Here is a 14,923-nt window from a genome sequence, read left to right as displayed (position 1 = left end):
ATTTAGGTTGAGGGTTTGTGGTTCTGGTACGGAATCCTAGTGAATGCACTTCAATACTTCGCATCGAAAGGAATCCAGCATGTCGGAACACGGCCGCCCAACTCGCGCCCACCCTGATTTATCCCAGGCCACACCGCGTACTTTCCCGTTTACCTTGAACCGCACGTTCTGCGCCGTGCAGATGGCCTTGCTGCTCGGTTTGAGCGGCGGCTCGCTGGCCGTGTCGGCGGCGCCTGAACCGGAGCCGGCCACCGAGGCCCGGCCCGAAGCGGAAAAGAACCGCCTGGTGCTGTCGGAAACCACCATCGTGGGCGAGCGGCTCGCCACCGACGACCTGCCACCTGCGTACGCGGGTGGGCAGGTCGCCACGGGCGGTCGTATCGGGCTGCTGGGCAACAAGGACTTCATGGAAACACCGTTCAACGCCATCAGCTACACCGATGAATTCGTACGCAACCACCAGGCCAAGGACATCGGCTCGGTGATTGGTGCCACTGACCCGTCGGTCAACGTGCCGTCCAAGCGGTCCATCCTCGAAACCTTCTTCATCCGCGGCTTCAACACCAGCGCCAACGACGTCACCTTCAACGGCCTGGCCGGCATGGCGCCGAACCTGCGCGGTTCGACCGAACTGGCCGAGCGCATCGAAGTGCTCAAGGGCCCGTCCGCACTGCTCAACGGCATGCCGCCCGATGGCAGCGTCGCCGGCAGCATCAACATGGTGCCCAAGCGCGCCGCCGACGAACCGCTGACGCGGATCACCACCAGTTACGAATCCAGGGGGCTGTACGGCGCCCACGCTGACGTGGGTCGACGTTTTGGCGAGCAGAACCAGTTCGGTATCCGCTACAACGGCGTGTACCGCGATGGCGACACCAGCGTGAACGACCAGCAGCAAAAAATGCAACTCAACGCCCTGGGCCTGGACTGGCGCACTGAGCGCGTACGCCTGTCCCTGGACGCTTACAAGCAGCGTGAGCGCCTGGATGGCGCCACCTATTTCGGCATCGGCATCTCGCCGGCGGTCAATAAAGTGCCCAGCCCGAGGAAGGGCAACCACTCCCTGGCACCGGACTGGGCCTACACCATCAACGACACCGAAACCGTGCTGGTCCGTGGCGAGGTCGACCTGAATGACTCGCTCACCGCCTTTGCCGCCTATGGCCAGCGCGACGGTGGCCGCAATGCCCTGATGACCCGTGACACGCTGATCAACAACACCGGGGACATCAACGTGCTGGCTTATCGCTCGGACGGGCAGGGCACGCAGAAGTCCGGTGAAGCCGGCCTCAAGGGCACGTTCGACACCGGCCCGGTAGGCCACGCCTGGTCTGTGGCCGCCACCCAGTACAAAACGGAGATGAGCTACAAGGACTTGATGATCCCCAACTATGTGGTCACCAACTACGACAACCTCGACTTCGGCCCGACACCGCCCCTGGGCAAATATGGCGCCGTCACCTCCCGCAGCGAAGCCAAGCTGAGAAGCTTTGCGTTCCTCGACACCCTGTCGTTCCTCGATGGCCGCGTGCAATGGACCGTAGGCTGGCGCAACCAGACCGTGGAAAGCGCCGGCCTGACGCCGGCCCGGGTCAAGACGTCCCGCTACAGCGACAGCAAGGTGTCGCCGGCGACGGCGTTGCTGGTCAAGGTCACCGACGACGTTTCGCTCTATGCCAACTACATCGAAGGGTTGTCCCAAGGAGGCACGGCACCCACCAGCGCCGCCAACTCGGGTGAAATCCTCAGCCCTTACCAGACCAAGCAGTATGAGGCCGGCGCCAAGTTCGACCTGGGCACCTTCGCCACCACCCTGGCCGTGTTTCAGATTGAAAAACCCAGCGCCTACACCGACCCTGTCACCAATATCTACGCCACCAACGGCGAGCAGCGTAACCGTGGCGTGGAATGGAGTTTCTTTGGTGAAGTACAACCCGGCCTGCGCCTGATGGGCGGCGCGTCCTATACCCAGGCTGAGCTGACCAAGGCGTTGGTCAAATCAAACGAAGGCAACCAAGTGACCGGCGTACCTAAGATCATCGCCAAACTGGGCGCCGAATACGACCTGGAAACGGTGCCGGGCCTGACCCTGACCGCCAACACCAACTACGTGGGCCGCCGCTACGTCACCGACGACCATCGTATGGAACTGCCGTCCTACACCGTGTTTGACGTGGGCGGCCGCTACACCACCAAGGTCATGTCCAAGCCCGTGACCTTGCGCGCCAATGTCGAAAACGTGGCCAACCGTGCCTACTGGATCGGTTCGTACAGCGGCGGCGACGGCAGCGGATTGTCCGGTGGCCTGGGTACGCCGCGTACGCTGCAGCTGTCGGCGTCGGTGGATTTCTAACCTTTAACCCGAGCGTGGGGGCGTCCGAGGATGCCGCCATGCCGGGTTGGCAAAGCGTTACGAACTCTCTGACGCATCGTGGGAATTAATCAAGGATCTGGTTTCTCCAGAGCGGAGAATGGGTCGCCCGCTGCCTCTGTCCGTCAGGCAGGTAAGGCCGCGCGCCGCAGCAAGGGGCTTGCTCGGCGCGCGGAGCGGCGGGTCACCAGTTGAAGTTCACCGAGGTCAGCAGGGTGCGCTCGTCACCGTAGAGGCAGGTGGAGAAACTGCACTGCGCGTAGCGCTTGTCGGTCAGGTTGTTGGCGTTGACGGTCACGTCCCAGTGTTCGTCGATCCGGTAGCGCGCCATGGCGTCGAACAGGGTATAGGCTGGCATGGCCGAATCCATACCCGAGGCCTGTGTTGTACCCATGTAGCGAGCGCCGGCGCCCACGGTCAGTTTCGGAATGCCCCAGTTGACGAAGTCGTAGCGGGTCCACAGGGCTGCCTGGTGGTAGGGCGTTTCGTCGGTACGTTGACCCACTTCGGCGGCGATCGCGCTCTTGGTGGTGCGTGCATCGGTATAGGCGTAGGTGGCGATCACGCTGAGTGCCGGGGTGATATCCGCCTTGGCTTCCAGCTCCAGACCGCGGGAGCGTTCCTCGCCGGTTTGGCGGAACTCGTCGGTCGCTGGATCCTGCTTGAGCACGTTGGTCTGGGTCAGCTCGTAGACGGCTGCGCTGAGCAGCATATTGCTGTCCTTGGGCTGATAGCGCACACCCACTTCGTACTGTTTACCTTCGGTGGGGGTGAAGGTCTGGCCGGTGACTTGCGCAACGGAAACCGGGAAGAACGACTCGCTATAGCTGATGTAGGGCGCCAGGCCGTTGTCCGCCAGGTAGACCAGGCCTGCGCGCCAGGTGGTGGCTTCGTCGCTTTGGCTGGCCTTGGCGCCATTGCGATGCGCTGTCTGCTGCTGGTCAGCCCAGTCGTGGCGGCCACCCACCTGCAGGACCCATTTGTCGCCGAACTTGATCTGATCCTGGAAATAGGCACCTTTTTGCAGCATGTCGAGCTGCGAGCCACGGTCTAAGGAGCGGTTTTTGTTGACCACTACGGGCTGACCATAGTTGTAGCGACTCAGGTCCAGGCTGGGGGCTGCGCCTCGGAAGTTATGGGAGTCGTAGGAAGTGTCATAGCCGTCGAAACCGACCAGAACGGTGTGCTCGACGCTGCCGAGCTGCCATTTCGATTCGATATTGGTGTCGCTGCCCAGGGTTCGAGCACGCTCACGGCGATCACTGTATTGCCGTGCAAGGATGCCGGTGTTGGCGGCATTGCGGATAGCCGCTGCGGACGTCTGAGCTTGCAGGTAGTTCCACTTCACATCGGACTCGGAGTAACGCAGCTTGTGATTAAGCGTGAAGTGTTCGTTGAAGTGGTGGGTGAATTCGTACCCCAGGGCCGACATCTCGCCATTCATGTCGTCGTAGCCCGGCTCGCCGATGAAGTCGTGGCGGCCGATCTTGAAGGTGCCGTCACCCGCACCTTTGACCAACTGATAGGGCAGGGGTGCGGGGAAACGCGTATCGGTCTTCTGGTAGAAGGACAGCAGGGTCAGCGATGTGTCTTCGTCAGGGCGCCAGGTCAGCGCCGGGGCGATGTAGATCTTGTCGTCGTTGAGATGATCCTGCTGGGTGTCGCTGTTGCGGCTGAGCAGGGTCAGGCGATAGCTCAGGGTGTCGCTACCGGGCAGTGCGCCGCTGAAATCGGCGGCGAGCTGCTTGCGGTCATTGGAGCCCGTCTGCAGTTGCAGCTCATGAAGCGGCGTTTCGGTTGGGCGCTTGCTGACGCCATTTACCATGCCGCCGGGCGAGAGCTGGCCGTAGAGCACCGAGGCAGCGCCGCGAATGACCTCGACGCGCTCCAGGCCATAGGGTTCCTGAATGCCGTCGTAGGAGTTGTTCTGCAGGCGCAGGCCGTCGCGCAGCGAGCCACCGGTGGCGGATTCGACGGAGAAGCCGCGCATGCGGAAGCGGTCCGCAGTGCGGTTGAATGAGGTCGCGCTGGCGGTGAACCCTGGCGTGTAGCTCAGCGCCTGGGCCAACGTTTCCGCCTGGCGGTCGCGGATCTCGTCGCTCGTCACCACCGACAGCGACTGCGGCGTCTCGGTGATCGGCGTGTCGGTCTTGGTAGCGCTCATGTTGCGTTTGGCTACATAGCCGACCACATGTTCGGTGGGCTGCTCAACGCTTTGCCCGGTAACGTTGATGGCATCAATCTCCAACGGCGCAGCCGTGGCTGCCGGGTTGGTCTCAGCGGCATGCAGGCTGCCCGAGCCCAGGCTGGCCATGGCCAGTGCTAGCGCGGTAATGCTGAAGGCTGGGCGTCGGGCGAAACGTTCGTGGCTTAGGTGCGTAACCTGGCGCATGGCGAAGGTACATCCTCTGGTCTTCTGGTATGTGTGCGCAATGCGGAGGACTTTCTGTGTTCCTTCACGCCAGTGCGCCGTGGCAGTCAGCAATAGCGCGCGAACTCTACATCTAAATGAGAAATATTTGTACTAGCTCACGCGTTATTGTCATCACCAAGATATTACTGCAAGCTAATGCGCATAAATGTTCAAGGCCTGGACGCTGCCCGATAGGCAATGTCCGCCCTGAGCTGGACGAGATTCGCGGTGAACCCGCATGCCCGGCAATCTGCGCTGGCTCTGAGCCAAGAGGGCGCTGGCGCGGTGGTTCGAATTCGAGTGTGTATGCATGTTGAAAGCGATGGGGCTTCATCTTCAATTCGACGAATTGAAGGTGCTCGATGACATCAGTCTGACCATTCACGAAGGCTGCTTTACCGCATTGATCGGGGCCAATGGTTGTGGCAAGACCACGTTGCTGAACGTGCTGGCGCGCATGCTACGCCCGGCCAGCGGCGACGTACTGCTGCAGGGGAAGCCTCACGTTCAGCTCTCGCGACGTGATCTGGCCAGGCAAATAGCGCTGTTGCCGCAACGCACCGCTTCGCCTGCCGGGATAACCGTGCGCGAGCTGGTCATGCAGGGGCGCTACCCCTGGCAAAGCTGGTGGCAGCAGTGGAGTGACGCCGATCAGCAGGCGATCGACCGCGCCGTGGCACTGGCCGACGTCGGCATGCTGCTGGACCGCACCCTGACCAGCCTGTCCGGAGGGCAGTTACAGCGCTGCTGGATTGCCATGACTCTGGCGCAGGAGACCCCGGTCATCCTGCTCGACGAGCCCACCACCTTTCTCGACATCGCTCATCAGATCGCCTTGCTCGAATTGCTCGCCGATCTGCGTGACCAGGGACGCACTGTCGTCGCGGTTCTGCATGACCTCAACCAGGCCGCGCGCTACGCCGATCAACTGGTGATGTTGCGCCAGGGCAAGGTGCACGCCCAGGGCACGCCCGCCGAGGTCTTCACTGCGGCCAACCTCAAGGCGGTGTTCGATCTGGATGCGCATATTCTCATCGATCCACATTCCGGTGATCCTCTGTGCGTGCCGGCTTCGCCTGCGCGCATTCGCGCACTTCACAGCCAGGTAGCCCGATGACGGGTGGGTGGCGCTGGTCGATCTGGTTATCGATCTTGATCGGCATCGGTCTGGCGTCGACGCTGCACCTGGCCGTGGGGGCCAAGTCGATCCCCTGGAGCGATGTCTGGCAGGCGCTGCTGGCGTATGACCCGAGTAATTCTGATCACAGTGTCATCCGCGGTTCGCGCCTGCCGCGCCTGTGGGTGGCGATGGTTGTGGGCGCCTGCCTGGGGCTGGCCGGCACGGTGATGCAGGCGGTGGGCGACAATCCATTGGCCGACCCGGGCATCCTCGGCATCAACAGTGGTGCGGCCTTGTTCGTGGTGATTGGCTTGCTGGTGCTACCCGGCAATGACATGACCATGATTCCCCTGTTTGCCTTCAGCGGCGCTCTGGTGGCCGCCATCGGCGTCATGCTGCTGGCCGGGCGCACGCCCAATCCGGTGCGCCTGACGCTTTCGGGAGCGATGATGGCCGCGCTGTTCGGCGCCATCACCGCGATTCTGCTGTTGCTCGATCAGCAGGGGCTGGACAGCCTGCGTCGCTGGCTGACCGGCTCGCTGGGTATCAGCGGGGCAAACCTGCCAAGCTGGCTCTGGCCCTACCTGATCGTCGGCATGTTGCTTTGCCTGATCAACGTGCGGGCGTTGAATGCCTATCGGCTGGGCGCGCAGGTGGCCTCCAGCATGGGCGTCAACCTGTTGCGGATGCGGCTGTTGAGTTTGGCGGCCGTGGTGCTGCTGTCCGGTTGTGCGGTGGCGTTGGCTGGCCCCATCGGTTTTGTCGGGCTGGTAGTGCCCCATGCGGCGCGGCTGCTGGTTGGCCACGACCTGCGGCAGCTAATGCTGGCCGCGCCGCTGCTGGGCGGCTTGCTGCTGGTGCTGGCCGATATAGTGGCGCGCACCCTCGTGAGCCCGTACGAACTCAATACCGGCATCGTCACCGCGCTGATTGGCGGCCCGGTATTCGTCGCGCTGGTACTGAGGAAGCTCAAGTGAGTCGCTGGCTGACTACGCCAAGGCGTTGCCCCGGGTTGCCCTGGGTCGGCCGACCCATCGATGTGCTGGCGGCGTTGGTGCTGCTCTTGTTGCTGATGGGCCTAACGTTGTACGCGGCGAGCGTAGGCAGCTACACGACGGGCATGGCTCAGCTCTGGCAGAGCCTGTTCGCCGATGATGAGACGGCGCTGGCGGCCAGCGTGCTGTGGGAGTTGCGTCTGCCGCGCATCCTGCTGGCGATACTCGGGGGCGCGGCGATGGCTCTGGCTGGCGTGTTGATGCAGTCACTGACGCGTAACCCACTGGCTGCGCCGGGATTGGTCGGGGTGGAGGCGGGCGCCAGCGTCACCATGCTGCTGATCCTGGTGCTGTGGCCGGAGGCCTTGCCGCTGTCGCTCTATCCCCTGGCAGCGTTGCTCGGCGGTCTGGCGGTGGCGCTGTTTATCGTCGCGCTATCCTGGCGCGGCGGCATTGCCCCGCTGCGTCTGATTCTGGTCGGCGTGGGGCTCACGGCCATGCTCGGTGCCGTCGCCGATCTGCTGATCACCTACGGCAATATCGATCGGGTCGAATCGGCGCTGATGTGGCTTGGCGGCAGCCTGCATCGCAGTGGTTGGCCGCAAGTGCAGAGCCTGCTGATCTGGCTGCTGGTGGCGGGCACGCCCCTGTTGTTCTGTCATCGCCAGCTCAATCTCCTGCAACTGGGCGAGAGCGTGGCGCTCAGTCGCGGCCTGAATGCACCGGTGATAATGCTCTTGCTGTTGCTGTGCAGCGTCACGTTGACGGCGGCAACGGTGGCCAATATCGGCGTGATGACCTTCGTTGGTCTGGTCGCGCCGCACCTGGCGCGGCAGTTGTGCGGTGACCGGCATGGCGCATTGTTGCCGCTGTCGGCCCTGTTCGGGGCCGTACTGGTTCTGCTGGGTGACACTTTGGGGCGCGGCTTGCTGCCGCCGTTGCAACTGCCGGCCGGTCTGGTGGTGGCGATTATCGGTGCGCCTTATCTGTTGGTTTTGCTGGCGCGGCAACGCAACCGTTGACGCGTGGTCACTTAAGGATATGACGAAGATGTTGGTGAAGTTCAAAGCCCTTTCCCTGATAGCCTGTGTACTGTTGGGCCTGAGTTCGATGCAGGCTGTCGCCGCCGAAACCCGTGTCTTCGAGAACCGTTTCGGCCGTGTCGAAGTGCCCGTCGCACCGCGTTGCGTGGTCTCCCTGCATGACCTCAGTCTGACCACCCAACTGCTCGAACTGGGCATAACCCCGTGCGGGTCCACGGGGCGCAAGAAGATGTTCTCGGACGCGTTGTTCCGTGGCGCTCAGCAGCGCTTCGATGTCTCCGGTATTCGCTATGTGGGTTCGCACCAGTCGCCCGATCTCGAGGCCATCGCGGCGCTCAAGCCTGACCTGATCATCGGACTGTCCTATCACCAGGACCTGAAAGAGCGCCTCAGCCGCATTGCCCCGGTGGTGCTGCTGCCGGCGCGCGAGACCGACATCAAGACTTACGCCAAGGAGCTGGCCGAACTGGTAGGCAAGCAGCAGCGCTACCAGAAGCTGCTGAACGAATACGAATGGATCGTCGGCGAATTCGCCAAGCGGGTGAAGGAGCCGGGGCGTATCACGGTAACCACCCTGGAGGTCTATCCGGACGGTTTCCAGCTGATCGGCCGTTCCGGCATGGATGACGTAATCGCCGATTTCGGCCTGGGGCGCGTGTCGGCCTTCAAGGAGGCGCGTCAGAACGTGCCTTATAGCCTGGAGCGCATTGGCGACTTCGACAGTGATTTCATCATCGATACCTATGAGGAAATGCTCGGTTCGCAGGCTGGCACCGAGGCCTTCCGCCGTTCGCCGCAGTGGCAGAACCTGTTCGCGGTGAAGAACCATCAGTTCCTGTATTTCAACCGAAGTCGTTTTGCCGACACCATGCAGGGCATGATCGGCTCGGCCTACCTGCTGCTGTCGCATATTGGCGAGCGCGATTACAACCTGCAGGAAAAGTGATCCATCCAGCCTGGGTAAGCGGCTGCGGCCGCGCAGGTGATGGCTAAATAGTGCCCAGGACCTTATGTTTAAGTAATATTAATTCCTGTTTGATAATGAGTCGGTTTTGCGATAATTTTGTGCCCCTCGTCAGTAGCACAAAGGAACGCAGATGCTTACCGATTTGCTCAACCGCGCAAACCATTCACTCGATGAGGTTCAGGCGGGTGTCGAGGGACCGCTGCCCTTTGTGTCGCGTGCCCCTGTGCCAGGCGACTCCTGGCGTGATCACGCAGAGCTGATCCGGCGTGCGGCCGACAGCAACCTGCAGACCACCGGTGGCATCCTCTTTCGCGATTTCGCCTTTCGCGACGCTAACGACTTCGAGGAGTTCGCCCGCTGTTTCGGTCACGAACTGCTGACCTACGACTACGCCTCCACGCCACGCACCAAGCTCAACAGCCGCGTGTATACGTCGACCGAATACCCCGCCCACCAGATCATTCCGCTGCACAACGAGCAGTCCTACTCGTTGAACTGGCCGATGAAAATCTGGTTTCACTGCATCCAGACCGCGCCGGTCGGCGGTGAGACGCCCATCGCCGACAGTCGCCTGGTCTATCAGCGCATCGATCCCGCCATCCGCCAGCGTTTCGCCGACAAGCGCCTGATGTACGTGCGCAACTATGGCAATGGTCTGGATCTCTCCTGGCAGCAGGCGTTCAGCACCGAGGATCGCAGCGAGGTCGAGCGCTTCTGTCGGCTCAACCACATCGACTTCGAGTGGAAGGACGACGGCGAGCTGCGCACGCGCCAGGTCTGCCAGGCCGTCGCGCAGCACCCGGTCACCGGGGAGTGGGTCTGGTTCAACCAGGCGCATCTGTTCCACATCTCCAACCTCCCCGAAGCGCTGCGCGAAACGCTGGTGTCGATCGTCGGCGAGGAGGGCGTGCCGCGTAACGTCTTCTACGGTGATGGCTCGCCCATCGAGCTGGAGGCGCTGGAGCATGTGCGCGATGTCCTGCAGCGCACCCAGATCAGCTTCCCCTGGCAGGCGGGCGATGTGCTGATGCTCGACAACATGCTGGTCGCCCATGGCCGCTCCACCTTTCAGGGGGCACGCAAGGTGGTGGTGGCCATGGCTGAGCCCGCCTCGGCCGTCTGACGCTGAATAATCCTCGAAGCCACTGCCAGGGTGGCTGACCTCGAATCCGCACGATGAAGGACGACACATGCTCGATCGCTTGATGCATGACTGCTGGCTGCGCGGTATCCGCCTGTCCGCGAGCGAAGGCCGCCTGATGATTTCCACGGGCTTGCCTGAGGCTCTGAGTACCGAGTTGGAGCGTGAGCTGCACGTGCGCAGTGCGGAAATTCTGCCCTGGTTGGCGCGTCACCCTGACTATTTCCAGGCGCGCCCGCTCAACGATAACGAGCGGGCCCTGTGGTTCCTGCAGCGTATGGAGCCCGGCAGTTGCGCCTACAACATCGCCCTGGCCGGGCGTATCAGGCCGCATTACCTCTGGGCAGATCTGCCGCATCGTCTGGAGCGGGCCTGGCAGACGGTGCAGCAGCGTTATCCGCACCTGTGCAGCGCCTATGTCGAACGTGATGACGAGTTGCTGCAGTGGGACAGCCGCCCGCAGCCCACCTCATTGCAATGCGAAATCCGGCAGGACGCGGATGCCGCCAGTGTGCAGCAACGTGTCATTGAGTTGGCCGACAAACCCTTCGATCTGGCTGCCGGTGAGGTCAGCCGACTGGTGCTGTTGAGCAACCAGTCGGGCGACCGTGTCGAGCATACGCTGCTGCTGGGCATCCACCATATCGCTTCCGACCTGACCACGTTCGACGTGCTGTTCGGTGAGCTGTTCGCCCTGGTCGATGGCGACGTGCTTGCCGATGTCGACCCCGAGGCCTATCGCAACTGGGGCAGCGCGTTGTACCTGCGCAGCGAGGCGATCGAGGCCGAGGAACTGACCTGGTGGCAGGCGCAACTGGCCGAAGCGCCGGCGCTGGACCTGCCCATCGACTTCGCCCGTGGCAGCACCCAGGGCTTCGAGGGCGCAGAGCTGTCGTTTCATTTCGGCGCGGACAACAGCGAGCGGCTGCGTGCGGTCGCCAAACGCCTGGGCGTGACGCCCTACGTCTATTGGTTCTCACTGTTCCAGCAATTTCTCGGGGTGCTGTCCGGGCAGGATGATTTCGTTCTCGGTACGCCCAGTGGCTGGCGCCTGAAGCGCGAGCAGGCTGAACTGCCGGGTTATCTGGTCAACCCGTTGCCGGTGCGCTGCCGTTTGCGCCGTGATCTGTCCAGTGCTGAGTGGGCCAAGCAGGTGGCGGCCACTGTCCGGCAGACCTTGCGCCATCGTCACTATCCCTTCGCGCGCCTGGCCAAGCATCTGGATCTGCCGCGGCAGATGGGCCGGGCACCGGTGTTCCAGCACATGTTCACGCTGAACAAGGAGCGTGACGTGCCGTTCGAGCGCTACATCGAGCGCATGATTGGCGAGCAGCGTGGTGCGGCCCACGAATTGAACCTGGTGATCATCGATGACCTGCCCGAGTTCGTCGGGCGCTGGCGTTACAGCAAGGCGCTGTATCGGCGCGAGAGCGTCGAGCGCTTCCAGGCGCAGTTCATTGCCCTGGTCATGGCGGCCCTGGAGCAGCCGGACGTGCCGTTTGCCGAATTGGACTGGCTGCCTCTCGACCAGCGTTCGCAATTGTCTGGCGAATGCCTGCCGGTACCGGAAGAGAGCGCCTGGAACGCTTTTGCCAAACACTGCATGGAGAAGCCCCAGGCCATCGCCCTGGAGGATCAGCAGGGGCAACTGAGCTATGCCGAACTCGCCAGCGCCGTGGTCGCCCGTGGCGAGCGCCTGCACGGTTCGCTGAGTGCGAGCGGTGATCGGGTTGCCCTTTGCCTGCCGCGCAGCCGCGAACTGGTGATGCACATGCTCGCCGCCTGGCAGTGCGGCGCGACCTATCTGGCCCTCGACCCGCAGTGGCCCGCGTCGCGTCTGCAGGATATTTGCCTGGATGCAACGCCCAGTGTCTACGTGGGTGAGGGCGAACGGCCAAACTGGTTACCGACGCAGGTGCAGTGGCTGGCCGTGCCGGTCGAGGCGCTGTTCAGTGATGCGCCGCTGCGCACCCGCGTGCCGGCGGACGTGCCGGCCTACGTGGTCTACACCTCCGGCTCCAGCGGGCGGCCCAAGGGCGTGGAGGTGACCCAGGGCAACCTTGTTCACTATGTCAGCGCCTGCCTGGCGCGGCTGCGCTTGAGCGCTGACGCCAGCCTGACTAGCCTGGCCAGTTGCGCCACGGACCTGGGCCACACCGCCTTGTTCGGCGCGCTGCTCAGCGGCCGGCGCTTGCGCCTGCTGGACGAGGCGCTGGCCTTCGATGCCGAGGAGCTGGCGGCGCTGCTCGGGCAGCAGCCGGTGGACATGCTGAAGATCGTGCCCTCGCACCTCAACGCCCTGCTGGTGGCCAGCGAGCCGCAGCGCCTGTTGCCGCGCCAGTGCCTGGTACTCGGTGGCGAAGCCCTGGGCGCCGATCTGCTGGCGCGGGTGCGCGCCCTAAGCCCGCAGCTGCGCATCGTCAACCACTACGGGCCCAGCGAAACCACGGTGGGCGTGCTGACTCACGACGTCGAAGGTGAGGGTGACGCACCGCTCGGACGCCCCCTGGGCAACGTGCAAGTCAGCGTGCGCGGGCCGGATGGCGCAGTGCTGCCGGCTGGCGTCAGCGGCGAGTTGTATATCGAGGGCGCGACCGTGGCGCGTGGTTACCTGAGTGCCGGCGAGGCCGATCGGGCGCGCTTCGGTGCACGGGGTTACCGCACGGGTGACCGGGTACGCCTCGATCATCTGGGGCGGGTGCTCTTTCTCGGGCGCCTGGACGAGCAGGTGAAGATTCGCGGCTACCGCGTCGAGCCTTCGGAAGTGGCGGCGCAATTGCGTGCGCTGCCACAGGTCGATGACGCGCGCGTGCTCAACGCACCGACGCCCTTGACCGGCAACCGCCTGGTGGCCTTCCTGGTCGCCGGGCCGAGCGCACTGGCGGATATTCAGGCCGCGTTGCAGGCACGCCTGCCGGACTACATGCAACCGGCGCAGTGGCATTGCCTGGAGGCGCTGCCACTGCTGGCCAATGGCAAGGTCGATCGCCAGGCGCTGTTGAACCTGGCCGAGCAAGCACCGCGCAATCTCGAGTCGCGTACCGAGCAGCCGTTGAGTGCACTGGAAAGCGCTTTGCTGGCGATCTGGCGTGAACTGCTGGGTCACCCGAGCATCGGCCCGGACGACAACTTCTTCGCCCATGGCGGCGATTCGATTCTCGGCCTGCAGATCATTGCCCGTGCACGCCAGCAACAGATCACCCTCACCCCCAAGCAACTGTTCGCCGAGCCCAGCGTGCGGGCGCTGGCGCGGGTGGCGCAGACGCCACAGCGCGCCAGGGTCGAGCGCCTGCTGGTGATTGCCCGGGAGATTCTCGAAAAGCCCGAACTGCAAGCCGACGACAACTTCTTCGCGGTCGGTGGCGATTCGATCCTCAGCCTGCAGATCATCGCCCGTGCCAAGCAGCAGGGCCTGCAGCTCAAGCCCAAGCAGATCTTCGAGTTCCCTTCGGTCAGCGGCTGGGCCGAGCAGGCCCTGGACCTCGCCAGTGTGGCCGAGCAAGCCAAGGTCGATAGCGCCGAGCCGAGCGCCGCTTTTGCCCTGACGCCGATCCAGGCCTGGTTCTTCGACCAGCAGCAGGCCACGCCACAGTACTGGAACCAGTCCCTGTTGCTGGCCGTTCACCAGCCGCTGGAACCGGCGCGCCTGGCCCCGGCGCTGGCGAGCTTGCTGCGGCGTCACAGCAGCCTGCGGCTGATCTTCGAGCAGAGCGGGCAGGGTTGGCAGCAACGCTATCAGCCGCTGTCGGCGGCGATGGAAGACACGCTGCTGCAGGTGGTCGAACAGCCGCTGGACGACGCGCTGCTGCAGCAGTGGCAGCAGGGTTGGCAACTGGATCGAGCCCCGTTGATCCGCTGGGTGTATTTCACCGGCAGCGAGCACCTGCTGTGTACGGCGCATCACCTGCTGGTCGATGCGGTGTCCTGGCAGGTGCTGCTCGACGAGCTGGAAAGCCTGTACCACGACCCGCAGACTTCGTTGCCGGCGGTTTCCACCCGCTTCGATCGCTGGAGCGAGGCCTTGCAGCGTCATCGCCAGGCCCCCGAGGTGCTGGCCCAGCGTGACTACTGGCAGGCGCAGTTGGCCGAGGAGGGCGACGTCGCCCTTGATGTCAGCGTGTATGGCGAAAGCCGCACGCTGGAAACGAAACTGTCCCTGGAAAAAACCGAATGGTTGCTGGGCGACTGCCATGGGGCCTACAGCACCCAGGTGCAGGATCTGCTGGTCGCGGCACTGGCTGGCGTAATCGGCCAATGGCAGGGGCGTGAGCAGGTCACCCTGGAGATGGAAAGCCACGGTCGCAGTGGCTGGGAGCAGGGCCCGGATCTGTCGCGCTCGGTGGGTTGGCACACCAGCCGTTACCCATTGGCCGTGCGTGCCGCCGAACAGCCGGAGGACGCGATCATCGCCGCCAAGGAAGCATTGCGCCGCGTACCGGAGCAGGGCATCGGCTACGGTCTGCTGCGCCTCGACCCACAGCACGGGCTGGGTGCCGCGTCGCTGCTTACCTTCAACTACCTGGGACGGGTCGACCAGTGGCTGGGTGGTTCGCGCCTGTGGCGCCTGGCGCAGCCGCTGTGCCCGGCCATGCGCGCCCCCGACACCCGCCGTACCCATCTGCTCGACGTGACCGCCCTGGTCGACCAGGGCCAGTTGCACATCGAGTGGCGCTACGCCCCGCACGTGCATGACCAGGCCCTGATCGGTGCACTGGCGCAGCAGTTCCAGCAGGGTATCGAAGCCCTGCTCGAACACTGCCTGGCCCCCGAGGTTGGTCGCGCCACCGCTGCCGACTTCGCCGATTCGGGGCTTTCCGACGACGAATTCCTCGGCCTGCTCGAGCAATTGCAATGAGCACCCCCGGCGCCCCCA

At 63.8% G+C, this 14,923-nt stretch carries 8 protein-coding genes; 7 read left to right on the top strand and 1 reads right to left on the bottom strand.

Annotated elements, in window-relative coordinates:
- Window positions 1-79: 79 nt before the first annotated feature.
- Window positions 80-2,353 (top strand): TonB-dependent receptor, encoded by a 2,274-nt coding sequence (locus BFP93_RS01555; RefSeq protein ID WP_065891676.1) that lies wholly within the window; start codon window positions 80-82, stop codon window positions 2,351-2,353.
- 202 nt (window positions 2,354-2,555) lie between these two features.
- Here BFP93_RS01555 and BFP93_RS01550 read toward each other — a convergent pair whose 3' ends face one another.
- Window positions 2,556-4,685 (bottom strand): TonB-dependent siderophore receptor, encoded by a 2,130-nt coding sequence (locus BFP93_RS01550; RefSeq protein WP_065891675.1) that lies wholly within the window; start codon window positions 4,683-4,685, stop codon window positions 2,556-2,558.
- A 409-nt stretch (window positions 4,686-5,094) separates the two neighbouring features.
- On the opposite strand from BFP93_RS01550, the gene BFP93_RS01545 reads away from it, so the two are divergent.
- The 6 genes from BFP93_RS01545 (at window position 5,095) to BFP93_RS01520 (ending at window position 14,905) form a co-directional block, all read left to right on the top strand.
- Entirely contained in the window at window positions 5,095-5,901 is an 807-nt protein-coding gene (locus tag BFP93_RS01545) for an ABC transporter ATP-binding protein (protein ID WP_065888169.1), read from the top strand.
- Window positions 5,898-6,881 (top strand): FecCD family ABC transporter permease, encoded by a 984-nt coding sequence (locus BFP93_RS01540; RefSeq protein ID WP_065891674.1) that lies wholly within the window; start codon window positions 5,898-5,900, stop codon window positions 6,879-6,881. Before BFP93_RS01545 ends, BFP93_RS01540 begins: the two co-directional genes overlap by 4 nt.
- Window positions 6,878-7,921: a FecCD family ABC transporter permease gene (locus BFP93_RS01535; RefSeq protein WP_065891673.1), complete on the top strand. Its 1,044-nt coding sequence runs from the start codon at window positions 6,878-6,880 to the stop codon at window positions 7,919-7,921. Before BFP93_RS01540 ends, BFP93_RS01535 begins: the two co-directional genes overlap by 4 nt.
- Before the next feature lie 28 nt (window positions 7,922-7,949).
- Entirely contained in the window at window positions 7,950-8,888 is a 939-nt protein-coding gene (locus BFP93_RS01530; RefSeq protein WP_163003348.1) for an ABC transporter substrate-binding protein, read from the top strand.
- Window positions 8,889-9,039: 151 nt separating this feature from the next.
- A complete protein-coding gene (locus BFP93_RS01525) occupies window positions 9,040-10,032 on the top strand; it encodes a TauD/TfdA family dioxygenase (protein ID WP_141687927.1) in 993 nt (330 codons plus the stop codon).
- A gap of 67 nt (window positions 10,033-10,099) precedes the next feature.
- The gene (locus BFP93_RS01520) at window positions 10,100-14,905 is read left to right on the top strand and encodes a non-ribosomal peptide synthetase (RefSeq protein ID WP_065891671.1); all 4,806 of its coding nucleotides are present in this window, start codon (window positions 10,100-10,102) and stop codon (window positions 14,903-14,905) included.
- Window positions 14,906-14,923 lie beyond the last annotated feature (18 nt).

The organism is Pseudomonas sp. 44 R 15, assembly GCF_900004965.1.
Lineage (GTDB): Bacteria > Pseudomonadota > Gammaproteobacteria > Pseudomonadales > Pseudomonadaceae > Aquipseudomonas > Aquipseudomonas orientalis_A.
The sequence above is the reverse complement of the archived record's forward strand: the minus strand, read 5'-3'. Positions and strand labels throughout refer to the sequence as shown.